Below are 13,488 nucleotides of genomic sequence, written 5' to 3'. Positions count from 1 at the left end.
ATTTACGTTTACGCCAACGTAAATCTAAAATCAACTTTCTAATTAGTGTAAAAACTGTAAAGTTAGCTTGCTAAAAATTTATTACATACTGTCTAACTGGCTTATAACGTTTATAAACACTCAACTTCTGCTGTATTTCCGCTTTTATTTTATACGTCTAAACTATAACAACCAGATCGCACTTTACCTTTACGTAAACTTCACTTATATTGGAGTTATTCGAATGAGGTAAACATTACAATGAAATCAGATAATCAAACAAACTTTGCAAATTCAGCCAACGAGCCGGCTAAAAACGAACAAACTTTTAGCATTAGTGAATTGGCTAAAGAATTTGATATTACCACCCGCTCTATCCGTTTCTACGAAGACCAAGGGTTAATATCGCCAGAGCGCAATGGTCAAACACGTATTTACTCAAAGCGCGACAAGGTACGCCTTAAGCTAATACTGCGCGGTAAACGTTTAGGTTTCACCTTAGCTGAAACAGGTCGTTTGTTTGAACTGTATGATGCTGATAAATCAAGTGCAAAACAGTTAGTTACTATGCTTGACCTTATCAGTGAAAAAAAAGCCGATCTTTCACAACAGATGGATGACATTAAAGTGGTTCTTATGGAACTGGTCACCGCTGAACGTCGCTGTCGCGACACGCTTAGCAAAATAGATGAATAAAATATAATAAACATCATCAAACACACAGGAATGAATCATGAGCACTATTTCACTATATAAAGAAATGAATTTTGGCCTTGGCGAAACAGCGGACATGATCCGCAGTCATGTTAATAGCTTCGCAAGTCAAGAAATTGCCCCACTAGCTGAAAAAACAGACCTTGATAATGCGTTTCCCAATCAACTTTGGCCGCAAATGGGTGAAATGGGCGTTTTAGGCATGACCGTCGATGAAGAATTTGGTGGTGCGGGTTTAGGTTATTTAGAGCACGTTATTGCCATGGAAGAAATTAGCCGTGCAAGTGCCTCTATTGGCTTAAGCTATGGTGCGCATTCAAACCTGTGTGTTAATCAAATAAACCGTAATGGCTCACAAGCACAAAAAGAAAAATATTTACCTAAACTTATTAGCGGTGAACACATTGGTGCCTTGGCCATGAGTGAGCCTAACGCAGGCTCTGATGTTGTTTCTATGAAACTTAAAGCAGAGAAAAAAGGCGATAAATACATTTTAAACGGTAATAAAATGTGGATCACTAATGGTCCTGACGCTGATACGTTGGTAATTTATGCAAAAACAGATTTAAACGCCGGTGCTAAAGGGATTACGGCCTTTATTGTAGAAAAAACTTTCCCTGGTTTTTCAACCGCACAAAAGCTCGACAAACTCGGCATGCGTGGCTCAAATACCTGTGAATTGGTATTTGAAAACTGTGAAGTACCCGAAGAAAATATTTTAGGTAACTTAAACGAAGGCGTTAAGGTACTTATGAGCGGCCTTGATTACGAGCGAGTTGTTTTAGCTGCAGGCCCGTTAGGAATTATGCAAGCATGTATGGACATTGTGGTGCCTTACATTCATGAGCGTAAGCAGTTTGACAGCCCGATTGGTCAATTTCAGTTAATTCAAGGCAAAATTGCCGATATGTATACACAAATGAATGCTGCTCGCTCATATGTGTACACAGTAGCAAAAGCCTGTGATCGCGGCGAAACCACCCGTAAAGACGCAGCTGGCGCAATTTTATACGCTGCAGAGCTTGCAACTAAAATGGCCCTTGATGCAATCCAAATTTTAGGCGGCAATGGCTACATAAACGAATACGCAACAGGGCGTTTACTGCGTGATGCTAAGCTATACGAAATTGGCGCAGGTACCTCAGAAATACGCCGCATGTTGATTGGCCGTGAATTATTTACTGAAAGCCGTTAAGGATTAATTTATGACGATTTTAAAATCGAGCGTTAATCCCCACGATCCTAGTTTTGTGCAAAACCACAAAAATATGTCGGCGCTGGTGGATGATTTACGCGATAAAGTTGCCAATATTAGCTTAGGTGGTGGCGCTGCACTTAAAGAGCGCCATGAAAGCAGAGGAAAGCTGTTTGTTCGTGACCGTATCAGTACTTTATTAGATGAAGGCTCACCCTTTTTAGAAATATCGCAATTTGCTGCATTTGGTGTGTATGAACAAGAGATACCTTGTGCCGGTGTGGTTGCAGGTATTGGTCGCGTAAAAGGCGTTGAATGTATGGTGATTGCAAACGACGCGACAGTTAAAGGTGGCACCTATTTCCCGCTTACTGTTAAAAAGCATTTACGCGCACAAGATATTGCTGAGCGTTGCCACTTACCGTGTATTTACTTAGTTGATTCTGGCGGTGCCAACCTGCCAGAGCAAGACGATGTATTTCCAGATAAACTGCACTTTGGGCGTATTTTTTACAATCAAGCACGTATGTCGGGTAAAGGCATTCCACAAATTGCAGTGGTTATGGGCTTATGTACCGCAGGTGGTGCTTATGTGCCCGCTATGGCCGATGAAAGTATTATTGTAAAAGAGCAAGGCACTATATTTTTAGCAGGCCCACCACTGGTAAAAGCGGCAACCGGTGAAGAAGTTACCGCAGAAGAACTTGGTGGCGCCGATGTTCATTGTAAAACATCGGGTGTGGCCGATCATTACGCAGAAAATGATGCGCATGCATTATCAATTGCACGCCAATGTATAGAGCGAATTAATTACACACGCCCTACCTCCCCATTATTAGATGATGTAAAAGCTCCCCGTTACGATATTAACGAGCTTTACGGCATTGTTGGTACTGATCTTAAAAAGCCATTTGATGTGCGTGAAGTAATAGCCCGCACTGTCGATGACTCGTCTTTTGATGAATTTAAACGTTACTTTGGCGAAACACTGGTGACAGGCTTTGCCAGCATTTATGGCAACCCTGTGGGCATAGTGGCTAACAACGGTATTTTATTTAGTGAGTCGGCGCAAAAAGGCGCGCACTTTATTCAGCTGTGTGCTCAGCGCAACATTCCATTGGTATTTTTACAAAATATTACTGGCTTTATGGTCGGTAAAAAATACGAAGCCGAAGGCATTGCTAAACATGGCGCTAAAATGGTGATGGCGGTGTCGTGTGCTGATGTACCAAAATTCACCGTGCTTATTGGTGGCTCTTATGGCGCCGGCAATTATGGAATGTGTGGCCGTGCATTTGAACCGACCATGATGTGGATGTGGCCAAATGCCCGTATTTCAGTCATGGGTGGTGAGCAAGCTGCAGGTGTTATGGCACAAGTTAAACAAGATGGATTAGCCCGTAAAGGCGAAAGCATGAACGAGCAAGAAGTTAGCGATTTTAAAAAGCCAATTATTAGTCAATACGAACAACAAGGTCATCCTTATTATGCCAGTGCCCGCTTATGGGACGATGGCATTATAGACCCTGTCGATACACGTAATGTGTTGGGGCTTGCATTAACTGCAGCTAAAAATGCACCACAGCGTGAGTCTAAGTTTGGCGTATTTAGAATGTAACCGGAGCGCACAATGTCAGTAACACTACAAATAACAAAATCTAATGTGGCTGTACTCGTTTTAAGCCGCCCAGAAAAACGTAATGCGTTTAATAGCGACGTTATCCATGAGCTTATTCAATGTATTGAACATGCTAATACGCTCGATATTCGTGCCTTAGTACTCAAAACCGAAGGTAAACATTTTTCAGCCGGTGCCGACTTAGCCTGGATGAAATCGATGGCAGATAATAACTATAACGATAACCTAGCTGATTCAATGCAACTGGCTAAACTTATGCAAGTATTAGCACAGAGCCCGCATCCTACAATTTGTGCGGTACAAGGTGCCGCCTTTGGTGGGGCATTAGGCTTAATTGCCTGCTGTGATATTGCGCTTAGTAAAGACGATGCACAATTTTGTTTAAGTGAAGTTAAACTTGGGCTAATACCTGCCGTGATCAGCCCTTATGTGATTAAGGCCATTGGTGAGCGTGCTGCACGCAGATACTTTTTAACTGCAGAAGTGTTTGATGCCCACACAGCAAAGCAACTAGGTTTAGTGCATCAAATTACTGGGAACTTAGAGACAGCCCTCGATAATTTGCTGCAAACCTTGATTGATAACGGCCCTATTGCCGTTAAAGCCGCAAAAGCACTTATTAACGATGTTGCCAATAAAGAGATAAACGAGGAGCTAATTACACTGACTGCAGAGCGTATAGCTAAAATTCGTGTATCAACTGAAGGCCAAGAAGGACTGAGCGCCTTTTTTGATAAACGCCCTCCCCAATGGCAACTCTAGGACGCATTATGAACACAGTACAATTACAAAAAATTCTGATTGCTAACCGTGGCGAAATTGCCTGTCGTATTATGCGCACCGCAAAGCAAATGGGCTTAACCACGGTTGCGGTGTATTCAGATGCAGATAAAAACGCGCAACATGTAAAAATGGCCGACGAAGCCCACCATATTGGTGTTGCGCCAAGTAAAGATTCATACCTAGTCGCAGATAAAATTTTGCAGGTTGCTAAAGCCAGTGGTGCTGATTGCATTCATCCAGGCTACGGCTTTTTATCAGAAAACAGTGAATTTGCTAAAGCCTGTGAAGCCCATAACATTGCTTTTATTGGCCCACCAGCAACGAGTATTGAAGCAATGGGCTCAAAAACCCGTGCTAAAGAAATAATGGCCGCGGCAAACGTTCCTTTAGTCCCTGGTTACTATGGTGATAAACAAGACCCTGCTTTTTTGCAATCTGAGGCTGAAAAAATTGGTTACCCTGTTCTTATCAAAGCGGCCTTTGGCGGTGGCGGTAAAGGGATGCGAGTGGTAGAAAAGCCGAAAGACTTTATAACTGCACTTGAAGGCGCACAACGTGAAGCCATTGCCGGTTTTGGTAACGATTTAGTGCTATTAGAGCGCTACGTTAATCAACCTCGCCATGTTGAAGTACAAGTATTTGCAGATAATCACGGTAACTGTGTTTATTTGGGTGATCGTGACTGTTCGTTACAACGTCGACACCAAAAGGTGATTGAAGAAGCCCCTGCTCCAGGTTTATCTGACGCGCTGCGTAAAGAAATGGGCGAAGCAGCTGTTCGCTGTGCATTAGCCATTAATTACCGTGGTGCGGGTACTGTTGAGTTTTTACTTTGCGGTAATGAATTTTTCTTTATGGAAATGAACACTCGCCTGCAAGTAGAGCACCCAGTGACCGAAATGGTAACCGGCGTTGATTTAGTGAACTGGCAAATTAATATAGCGGGCGGGCAAACACTGCCGTTAAAGCAATCTGATATTCAACTGCAAGGCCATAGCTTTGAAGCGCGTATTTACGCCGAAGACCCTGCAAATGACTTTATTCCGTGCTCAGGCACCATTGAAGCGCTACATGTCCCCGTTAATAGTGAATTTGTACGCATAGATACCGGGATTGCCCAAGGTGATGAAATAAGCCCCTACTACGACCCAATGATTGCAAAGTTAATTGTTCATGATGATAATCGCGAACAAGCGCTTTCTCGTTTGCAACAGGCGCTTGAGCAATTTCATTTAGCAGGCTTTAGTACCAATATTGGCTTTTTACATAACTTAGCTTGCCACGCAAGTTTTAAACAAGGCGCGCCAAGTACACACTTTATTGCTGAGCAAGGTGATTCACTCGCTGCAGTTGATGAGTCATTATTGCTATCAAGCCAGCTTATTGCCGCTTTTGCCTATTTAGAGTCGTTAAACACGCACCAAGCACAAAACAATAGTGCCAGCCCTTGGCAACAACTGAGTGGGTTTACTTTAAATGCACCGCAGGCAATTAAAATCCCATTTGTAGCTTTACCGCTAAGCGCCGTCAAAACAGCGCAGGGTTACAATGTGACACACAGCGCGGGCGTATACAGTGTACAAGGGAAGCTAAATAATGGTGTGTGCAACGTATTTATTAACGGTGAAAAGCACAGTGCGCATGTCAACATAACTGACAATGAAATTACTGTAATGAATAAAGCACTGCAAACTAAGTTTGAATGTGTTGATAAACATTATATTAGTTCACACGAAAATGACGCGCTGCCGCTCGCTGCGCCACTCAATGGCACGGTAGTAAAACATTTAATTGAAGTAGGTAGCACTATCACCAAAGGTGATGCCGTTGTTATTATTGAAGCCATGAAAATGGAATATACACTTAATGCACCACATGACGGCATATTACAGAGTTACTGCTTTGGTGAAGGTGAACTAGTTTCACACGGCGCACTGTTAGCCATTGTTGAAGATACGACTGTGCAGGAAGGTGCTTAATGAGTGCCTTTGCAAACAAAGTTCGTATTGTTGAAGTGGGTGCACGTGATGGTTTACAAAATGAAAAAACCGTCAGCACAGAAGATAAAGTAACACTTATTAATGCCCTCGCCGCCGCGGGATTAAAAGATATAGAAGCTGGTGCATTTGTATCTCCCAAATGGGTGCCACAAATGGCAGACTCAAGCGAAGTGATCAGTGCCCTTAATCTTCCAGAGATTAATTTAAGTGCCTTAACGCCAAATTTAAAAGGCGCACAAGCTGCGCATGCTGTTGGTATTAAAGAATTTGCTATATTTACGGCGGCCAGCGAAGCGTTTTGTCAAAAAAATATAAATTGTTCAATAGCGCAAAGTATTGATCGTTTTAGCGAGGTAATGACTTTTGCTAAAGCCAATAATATACGCGTTCGTGGTTATGTAAGCTGTGTTTTAGGCTGCCCTTATGAGGGAGACGTTGACCCTCAGGTTGTTTTAAACGTGGCACAAAAGTTATTAGCACTTGGCTGCTATGAAGTGAGCCTTGGCGATACTATTGGTGTCGGTACCGCAGGTAAAGTGACTGAGCTGCTTACATTGCTGCTCAAGCATATTGATAAAAGTAAGCTTGCAGTACACTTTCATGATACCTATGGACAGGCGCTCACAAATATTTACGCAGCCTTAAGCCTAGGTATTTCAACGGTTGACGCTGCCGTTGCTGGCCTTGGTGGCTGCCCTTACGCTAAGGGTGCGTCAGGAAATGTTGCCACCGAAGATGTTGTTTACTTACTGCAAGGGCTTGGCATTGAACATGGAATTGATTTAAAAAGGCTTGCACAAGCAGGTTGGCAAATTACTAATGCGCTTAATAAACAGCCTGTTAGTAAAGTTTCAGTGGCATTACACACACAATAATTGCAATAGCATAGAATGAGGAGTCACTCATGGCCGGTTTTGATAAAGTAGTTTCGAGTTACGAAGCTGCAATGGAAGGTTTAAAAGACGGCGATACTATCATCGCTGGTGGTTTTGGTTTATGCGGTATTCCCGAGGGATTAATAGCCCAAATTAAAAAAATGCAAACCAAAGAGTTAACGGTCGTATCGAACAATTGCGGCGTTGATGACTTTGGTTTAGGGCTTTTATTACAAGACAAACAAATTAAAAAAGTGGTTGCCTCTTATGTGGGCGAAAACGCTCTTTTTGAACAACAACTACTTAATGGCGAAATTGATGTAGAGCTAACACCGCAAGGGACTCTAGCAGAAAAAATGCGTGCTGGTGGTGCCGGTATTCCTGCTTTTTATACCGCCACGGGTTACGGTACGCCAGTAGCTGAGGGTAAAGAAGTAAAAGAATTTAATGGTCGCCCTTATATTTTAGAAGAGTCAATTACCGGTGAATTTGCCATTGTAAAAGCATGGAAAGCAGACCGTTACGGTAATTTAGTATTTCGCCATACCGCAATGAACTTTAACCCAATGGCCGCAACCGCAGGTAAAATTACCGTTGCCGAAGTGGAGGAGATTGTTGAACCCGGTGAGCTAGAGCCAAGTCAAATTCATACCCCTGGCATTTTTGTAAATCGCGTGATCAAGGGCAACTTTGAAAAACGCATTGAACGTGTTACCACACGAGATTAAGCAGGAGCACTTAAAATGGCATTATCACGTGAACAAGTCGCAATGCGCGTCGCTCAAGAGCTACAAGATGGGTACTATGTTAATTTAGGCATAGGTATTCCGACACTCGTCGCAAACTATGTACCCGATGGCATAGAAGTTATGCTACAGTCCGAAAATGGCCTATTAGGTATGGGTGAATACCCAACCAAAGACACTGTAGATGCAGATATGATCAACGCGGGTAAAGAAACCGTGACGGCAGCTACCGGTGCAGCTATATTTAATAGTGCAGATAGTTTTGCCATGATACGGGGTGGTCATGTAGACTTAACGGTTCTGGGCGCATTTGAGGTAGACCAAAACGGGTCTATAGCCTCATGGATGATCCCTAAAAAATTAATAAAAGGCATGGGCGGAGCAATGGATTTAGTTGCTGGTGCAAAAAACATTATTGTTACTATGACCCATGCCAGTAAACACGGCGATTCTAAATTATTAGAAAGCTGTACGTTACCGCTGACGGGCGTTAACTGTGTTAAAAAAATAGTAACCGATTTAGCCGTATTAGAAGTTAAAGACGGCGCATTTCATTTGCTAGAACGCGCACCAGGCGTATCAGTTGATGAAATTATTAGTAAAACGGCAGGTAAATTGCTTGTTGACGGTGATATTCCTGAGATGGTGTTTTAAACTACTCACAATTTCACCCTGTACCGACCTCATTCCCAGTGCCAATGGCGCTGAGTTACCCAAAATCCCTCGCAAGAGGGATTTTTTTTGCCTTTGTTTTAGTTTTTGCACTATAGTGACAATTTAACGCACCACTTAGGTGAATTCGCCCTAATAAAAAAATTAAATAACTGATATAGTTAACTTTTATTTTTGGTTTAATAATTGCCTGTAATAAGGTGATTGAAATAACTTTATATTGGATACCATGCAAACACCTATTCGCGGCCTTCGCTCTTTTTGTTTTGCCGCAAAAAGCTTAAGTTTTAAACATGCCGCCAAAGAGCTGTATTTAACGCCATCGGCGGTCAGCCATCAAATAAAGCAGCTAGAAGAGCAGCTGGGCATTGATTTATTTCAAAGGCAAACCCGTTCCATAAGCTTAACGCCAGCTGGAAAAAACTTTTTTGAAGCGATTTACCCCATTATAAATATGCTGGAAAGTACCATTACCGAATTTAGTCAGTTACAACAAAATGTGAATTTGACGATTACCCTGCCCGAGTTTTTTGCCAGTGAATTGCTAATGCCAAAACTCAGTGAGTGGACGAGTGAGCATCCTAATATTAATTTACACATGGACACCCTTAAAACACGCAAAGAGTTGACACGCCAAAGTGATTTATCAATCATTTTATCTTCGAGTAAACCGCTTGATGGGCTGGCTACTGAGTTATTTAATTTAGAATATATTCCAGCGTGTAATAAAAAGCTGCTCGATCAGTGGCAAAACGATCACTGCCAGGCGCTCAATCAAGTGCCGCTTATTGTTCATAAAGCCCGGCCTTGGGCATGGCACCAATGGGCTGAAAAAGTCGGTATTGATGACTTTTCCCCTGCACAAATTATTCAAATAGACAGTATGTTTGGCGTTGCACGCGCTGCACAGCAAGGTATGGGCATTGCACTTATTCCTTTGCCAATAAGTCAAAGCTGGCTGGATGAGCAATGGCTTTACAAACTGTTTGAGCAACCACTAACAACAAAAGACAAATACTATTTAGTTCAGCATGGCTCAAGTACCGCTAATCACCCTCTCGATTTGTTTGCAAAATGGGTGATTACCACCTTTAGGCAAACTAAATAGCACATTCAATTAAGCGCTCCTTGTTGAGCGCTTATTAGCTAATTTTAAAGTGTGCAATTTTTATTTTTTAAAATCCCCCCTATCGGAAATACAACAAAACTCTTATTTATCAGTGCTTTATTTATTGGAAAAATCTAAAGCCCCATAAGTTAGTTTTTTTCACTTATTAGTTTTGTTTTTATCGCTTGTCGAAATTGAGTAAAAGCTCTAAAGTTAACTCAACCAAACGGCAACACGCTAAAAAATATAAAACGTGTTACCAAAATCAGATTTCATTAGTTTGTAACAACGAGCTAGTAAAAAAGAATCTTTATTGTGTGTGAAGATGTTGTCAGTGTAAAAAACAGCTCAAGTTCGGTGGTGACTTAGCTTGAGTTGTTTTTATTTTTACCCTTACACCCGCCAATAAACTTAAGAATCTTTATTGTGTGTGAAGATGTTGTCAGTGTAAAAAACAACTCAAGTCCGGTGGTGACTGAGCTTGGGTTGTTTTTATTTTCATTCTCATCAACAACAATAAGCCAGAGTTAGTTTTGTACTAATACAACCCCCCCGAATCTTTATTGTGTGTGAAGATGTTGTTAATTGAAATGCAGCGACCGTTAAGTATCTACTTAATCATCGCTGCTTTTTTTTGCTTAAAATTTACTGTTTTCTGGCTACAAATTCTAAAACAGTCGCATTAATACAATATCTATCTTGCCCTCTTGGCCCCTCACCCGGAAATAAATGCCCTAAGTGAATACCGGTACTTTTAGACTTAAGCTCAATGCGCTGCATTCCCCAGCTATTATCTTCATGTTGGGTTACACTGTCTTTTATTGGGTGAGTAAATGAAAGCCAACCGGTGCCTGAGTTAAATCTATCGCGGGTATCAAATAATGGCTCACCGCTTAGTTTATCAATAAAGATGCCATCGGGCGTGTTTTTAAAAATAGCATATTCTTTGCAGTAAGGGCTGTCGGTTTTAGCATTAAACGCCACCCTATAAGCTTCACTGTTGCCAAGCTTAAACGCACCTAATGCTTTATAAAATTGCTCTGGGTTCATGTAGCCTTGGCGAGAATATACTTCAACCCCATTTTCTAAAAATAATATGGTAGGCGTAGCCCATGTCGCCGATTTAATCGTTAACCCATCAAGCTGATCAGCATGGCGGAAAGTCATTGGAATTGTGCCTTTATAATCATTGGCAACGGCCGCTTTAAACTTTTCGCAGTAAGGGCAATAACTTTGCGAGTCTAAAATGACAATCTGTTTGCCATTTAATAGTGCAGTGTTATCTATCTTAGGTTTATTACTTTGGGTAAATACAACGCCGGTTGAATGATCAGGGCAATAGCCGTTTGGATTTTTTTCAAGGTAATTTTGATGATACTCTTCAGCCGAATAAAAGCGCTCAAGTGGCTTTATTTGCGTCACTATTTTTCCATAATCGGCTTTACTTAATAATTGCTGATACTCACTCGTGACCGCTTTTGCGATGCTCGCTTGCTGATCGGTAGTGGTTAAAATAATAGAGCGATATTGCGTGCCTACATCATTACCTTGACGATTCTTTTGCGTTGGATCGTGGCTCTCGTAGTAATTTTGCAACAGCTCTCTTGCCGAAATAATATTACTATTAAAGGTAACCTGCACCACTTCGGCGTAATTATCTTCATCAAAGCGACGGGATAACTTAGTGATATTTCTATAGGTTGGCTTAAACCCCCGACCATCGGCGTAACCCGATTCAGCGTCTAACACACCATTAAGTGCTTCGTAGCGTTTTTCTGCCCCCCAAAAACAGCCTGAACCCAGCACTATTTTTTCAACATGCATGGTTGCATCTAAATCAGTTGGTTTGATTATTTCATCTGACGATATAGCACTCATTGCACTTAGTAAGCCCACAATGGCAAACGCCGATAGTATTACCCGCTTAAACATACGATGACCTCTTAGTTTTAGTTACAGCAGACCTTTAAACGCAAGAATAAATTTCACACGCAATAAAACTTTACGAAGACGGGAATTTAATCGATCCGAGTTTGTCTATTAATATCGTAATAGCACAACGACTGTGATAGCTTAAATACAAACAATATTAATAAGTTATCTGTATGAGCACTTTGCCAAGTATAAAAATATTAACAAATTCTAGTCTGCTTTTTGATGTTTCTCACTACAGCGAACAACACATACTTGCGACGCAAAAAAAACTCTGGGCGCTGTCACAGTATTGTAAAAACACCAATGAGTTTATAGATTTAGTCCCCGGAATGAACTCATTAACCTTGTATTTAAAATCAGCCAGTAATTTACATCAATGGCAAAACACCTTAACCAAACTATGGGATGAGGTTGATGATTACGCCTTTGAAAGTCAGCATCATAAAATAGACACCTATTACCAAGGTGAGGATTTAAACTATGTGGCTAATTATCACAAGCTAACAATAGATGAGATAATTAATTTACACAGTAAAGAAATTTACCATGTGTTGTTTTTAGGTTTTGTGCCCGGTTTTCCTTATTTACATGGGCTCAATTCTCAACTGTTTACCCCAAGGCGTGATAACCCACGAGTCAGTGTTCCTAAAGGCGCGATTGCGATTGGGGCAGACCAAACAGGCATTTATCCTGAAAACTCACCTGGTGGCTGGCATATTATTGCTCATACTGATGCCTGTTTATTTGATGCAACCGCCTCAAACCCTTGTTTATTTAAACCCGGTGACACCCTTGAATTTGTGCCTGTTAAAAGGAGTAAACAATGATTAAAATAATCAAACCCGGTATACAGCTTACAATCCAAGATTTAGGCCGTGTGGGTTTTCGTCATTTAGGGGTTAGCCGCTCGGGTAGCTTAGACGCCTATGCGCACATTATTGCCAATCGCTTAGTAAATAATCACGATAACGATGCCGTACTTGAACTCACCGTTGGGTTATGTGAATTGCAATTTCAGTGTGATACCGTTATTGCCCTTCATGGAGCCGACTTAAACGCTAAAATTGACACTCAAGCCGTTTACCCCGGGTGGAGTTATCCGGTAAAAGCAAAACAAACACTTAAATTTGATACAGGACACGGTGGCTCCAGAGCTTACATTGCCGTAAAAGGTGGAATTGAATGCCCTGAAGTTATGGGTTCTAAATCAACCGACTTAGGGGCAGCCATTGGTGGTTTTAATGGCCGAGCATTACAAAGCGACGATATTATAAAAATAACCCCATATACTCAGCCTTGGCTATGCAATAAAGGTGCATTAACACCGCCTAAACGAAAAGTTATTCGGCTACATCAAGGCCCACATCATGAACTACTTACACCTGAGTGTATAAACGCTTTCTGTACCACCTCATTTACTATTAACCCGAATAGTAATCGAATGGGAGTACGCTTAGATCATAATAATAGCCAAATAATGCAACACTCGCTCTCACTGCACTCACTCGCAGTAGCACCCGGAAGCGTGCAACTCCCACCTGATGGCAACCCAATTGTGCTGTTAAATGATGCACAAACAACGGGGGGCTACCCATTGATAGGCCATGTAATAGAGGCGGATTTACATCAGTTTGCTCAGTTTAGAACCGCCGATTCTATTACTTTTGAGTTTGTAACGCTTGAACAAGCAACCGCGGCAAAAAGTAAACTCGATGCGCATCTATCTCAGCTTAAATTGAGTTTAAATCGCTATTGGACTAATTAACTTAAAGCTATTTTCTTAACGATTATATTTGCACCCACTTGGTGCAAATATAATTTTACATGAGCATTAAATGCTTA

Annotated in this window: 12 protein-coding genes; 11 read left to right on the top strand and 1 reads right to left on the bottom strand. The window is 41.5% G+C overall.

Annotated elements, in window-relative coordinates; genetic code table 11:
- The first annotated feature begins 240 nt into the window (after nucleotides 1-240).
- The 9 genes from CWC14_RS07150 to CWC14_RS07105 all read left to right on the top strand — a co-directional run bounded on the left by CWC14_RS07150 (nucleotide 241) and on the right by CWC14_RS07105 (nucleotide 9,711).
- A complete protein-coding gene (locus tag CWC14_RS07150) occupies nucleotides 241-675 on the top strand; it encodes a MerR family transcriptional regulator (protein ID WP_008114692.1) in 435 nt (144 codons plus the stop codon).
- Nucleotides 676-712: 37 nt separating this feature from the next.
- Entirely contained in the window at nucleotides 713-1,888 is a 1,176-nt protein-coding gene (locus CWC14_RS07145; protein ID WP_138562089.1) for an isovaleryl-CoA dehydrogenase, read from the top strand.
- Between the two features lie 10 nt (nucleotides 1,889-1,898).
- Nucleotides 1,899-3,506: a carboxyl transferase domain-containing protein gene (locus tag CWC14_RS07140; protein WP_138562087.1), complete on the top strand. Its 1,608-nt coding sequence runs from the start codon at nucleotides 1,899-1,901 to the stop codon at nucleotides 3,504-3,506.
- Between the two features lie 12 nt (nucleotides 3,507-3,518).
- Nucleotides 3,519-4,289 (top strand): enoyl-CoA hydratase/isomerase family protein, encoded by a 771-nt coding sequence (locus CWC14_RS07135; RefSeq protein WP_138562085.1) that lies wholly within the window; start codon nucleotides 3,519-3,521, stop codon nucleotides 4,287-4,289.
- Between the two features lie 8 nt (nucleotides 4,290-4,297).
- A complete protein-coding gene (locus CWC14_RS07130) occupies nucleotides 4,298-6,289 on the top strand; it encodes an acetyl/propionyl/methylcrotonyl-CoA carboxylase subunit alpha (protein ID WP_138562083.1) in 1,992 nt (663 codons plus the stop codon).
- Nucleotides 6,289-7,185: a hydroxymethylglutaryl-CoA lyase gene (locus CWC14_RS07125; protein ID WP_138562081.1), complete on the top strand. Its 897-nt coding sequence runs from the start codon at nucleotides 6,289-6,291 to the stop codon at nucleotides 7,183-7,185. The genes CWC14_RS07130 and CWC14_RS07125 overlap by 1 nt, the downstream gene beginning before the upstream one ends.
- A gap of 29 nt (nucleotides 7,186-7,214) precedes the next feature.
- The gene (locus CWC14_RS07120; protein ID WP_013464896.1) at nucleotides 7,215-7,913 is read left to right on the top strand and encodes a CoA transferase subunit A; all 699 of its coding nucleotides are present in this window, start codon (nucleotides 7,215-7,217) and stop codon (nucleotides 7,911-7,913) included.
- A 15-nt stretch (nucleotides 7,914-7,928) separates the two neighbouring features.
- Nucleotides 7,929-8,585 (top strand): 3-oxoacid CoA-transferase subunit B, encoded by a 657-nt coding sequence (locus tag CWC14_RS07115; protein ID WP_013464895.1) that lies wholly within the window; start codon nucleotides 7,929-7,931, stop codon nucleotides 8,583-8,585.
- 247 nt (nucleotides 8,586-8,832) lie between these two features.
- A complete protein-coding gene (locus CWC14_RS07105; protein ID WP_028835269.1) occupies nucleotides 8,833-9,711 on the top strand; it encodes a LysR family transcriptional regulator in 879 nt (292 codons plus the stop codon).
- Between the two features lie 645 nt (nucleotides 9,712-10,356).
- Here the strand turns inward: CWC14_RS07105 and msrA are convergent.
- Nucleotides 10,357-11,643 carry a peptide-methionine (S)-S-oxide reductase MsrA gene (msrA, locus tag CWC14_RS07100; protein ID WP_138562076.1) on the bottom strand — a complete coding sequence of 429 codons (1,287 nt, stop codon included), beginning with the start codon at nucleotides 11,641-11,643 and terminating at the stop codon, nucleotides 10,357-10,359.
- A gap of 173 nt (nucleotides 11,644-11,816) precedes the next feature.
- Between msrA and pxpB the strand changes: the two genes are divergently transcribed.
- Both pxpB and CWC14_RS07090 read left to right on the top strand, forming a co-directional pair.
- A complete protein-coding gene (gene pxpB / locus CWC14_RS07095) occupies nucleotides 11,817-12,473 on the top strand; it encodes a 5-oxoprolinase subunit PxpB (RefSeq protein WP_138562074.1) in 657 nt (218 codons plus the stop codon).
- A complete protein-coding gene (locus CWC14_RS07090; RefSeq protein WP_138562072.1) occupies nucleotides 12,470-13,411 on the top strand; it encodes a 5-oxoprolinase subunit C family protein in 942 nt (313 codons plus the stop codon). Before pxpB ends, CWC14_RS07090 begins: the two co-directional genes overlap by 4 nt.
- The last annotated feature ends 77 nt before the right edge of the window (nucleotides 13,412-13,488 follow it).

It is taken from the genome of Pseudoalteromonas sp. S3260 (assembly GCF_005886925.1).
Lineage (GTDB): Bacteria > Pseudomonadota > Gammaproteobacteria > Enterobacterales > Alteromonadaceae > Pseudoalteromonas > Pseudoalteromonas tetraodonis.
This window is presented reverse-complemented; position numbering and strand designations above follow the sequence as displayed.

What these genes read in the sequence shown, in the direction of transcription:
- CWC14_RS07150 (WP_008114692.1), top strand. Translation starts at nt 241, where the DNA reads ATGAAATCAGATAATCAAACAAACTTTGCAAATTCAGCCAACGAGCCG.
- CWC14_RS07145 (WP_138562089.1), top strand. Translation starts at nt 713, where the DNA reads ATGAGCACTATTTCACTATATAAAGAAATGAATTTTGGCCTTGGCGAA.
- CWC14_RS07140 (WP_138562087.1), top strand. Translation starts at nt 1,899, where the DNA reads ATGACGATTTTAAAATCGAGCGTTAATCCCCACGATCCTAGTTTTGTG.
- CWC14_RS07135 (WP_138562085.1), top strand. Translation starts at nt 3,519, where the DNA reads ATGTCAGTAACACTACAAATAACAAAATCTAATGTGGCTGTACTCGTT.
- CWC14_RS07130 (WP_138562083.1), top strand. Translation starts at nt 4,298, where the DNA reads ATGAACACAGTACAATTACAAAAAATTCTGATTGCTAACCGTGGCGAA.
- CWC14_RS07125 (WP_138562081.1), top strand. Translation starts at nt 6,289, where the DNA reads ATGAGTGCCTTTGCAAACAAAGTTCGTATTGTTGAAGTGGGTGCACGT.
- CWC14_RS07120 (WP_013464896.1), top strand. Translation starts at nt 7,215, where the DNA reads ATGGCCGGTTTTGATAAAGTAGTTTCGAGTTACGAAGCTGCAATGGAA.
- CWC14_RS07115 (WP_013464895.1), top strand. Translation starts at nt 7,929, where the DNA reads ATGGCATTATCACGTGAACAAGTCGCAATGCGCGTCGCTCAAGAGCTA.
- CWC14_RS07105 (WP_028835269.1), top strand. Translation starts at nt 8,833, where the DNA reads ATGCAAACACCTATTCGCGGCCTTCGCTCTTTTTGTTTTGCCGCAAAA.
- msrA (WP_138562076.1), bottom strand. Translation starts at nt 11,643, where the DNA reads ATGTTTAAGCGGGTAATACTATCGGCGTTTGCCATTGTGGGCTTACTA.
- pxpB (WP_138562074.1), top strand. Translation starts at nt 11,817, where the DNA reads ATGAGCACTTTGCCAAGTATAAAAATATTAACAAATTCTAGTCTGCTT.
- CWC14_RS07090 (WP_138562072.1), top strand. Translation starts at nt 12,470, where the DNA reads ATGATTAAAATAATCAAACCCGGTATACAGCTTACAATCCAAGATTTA.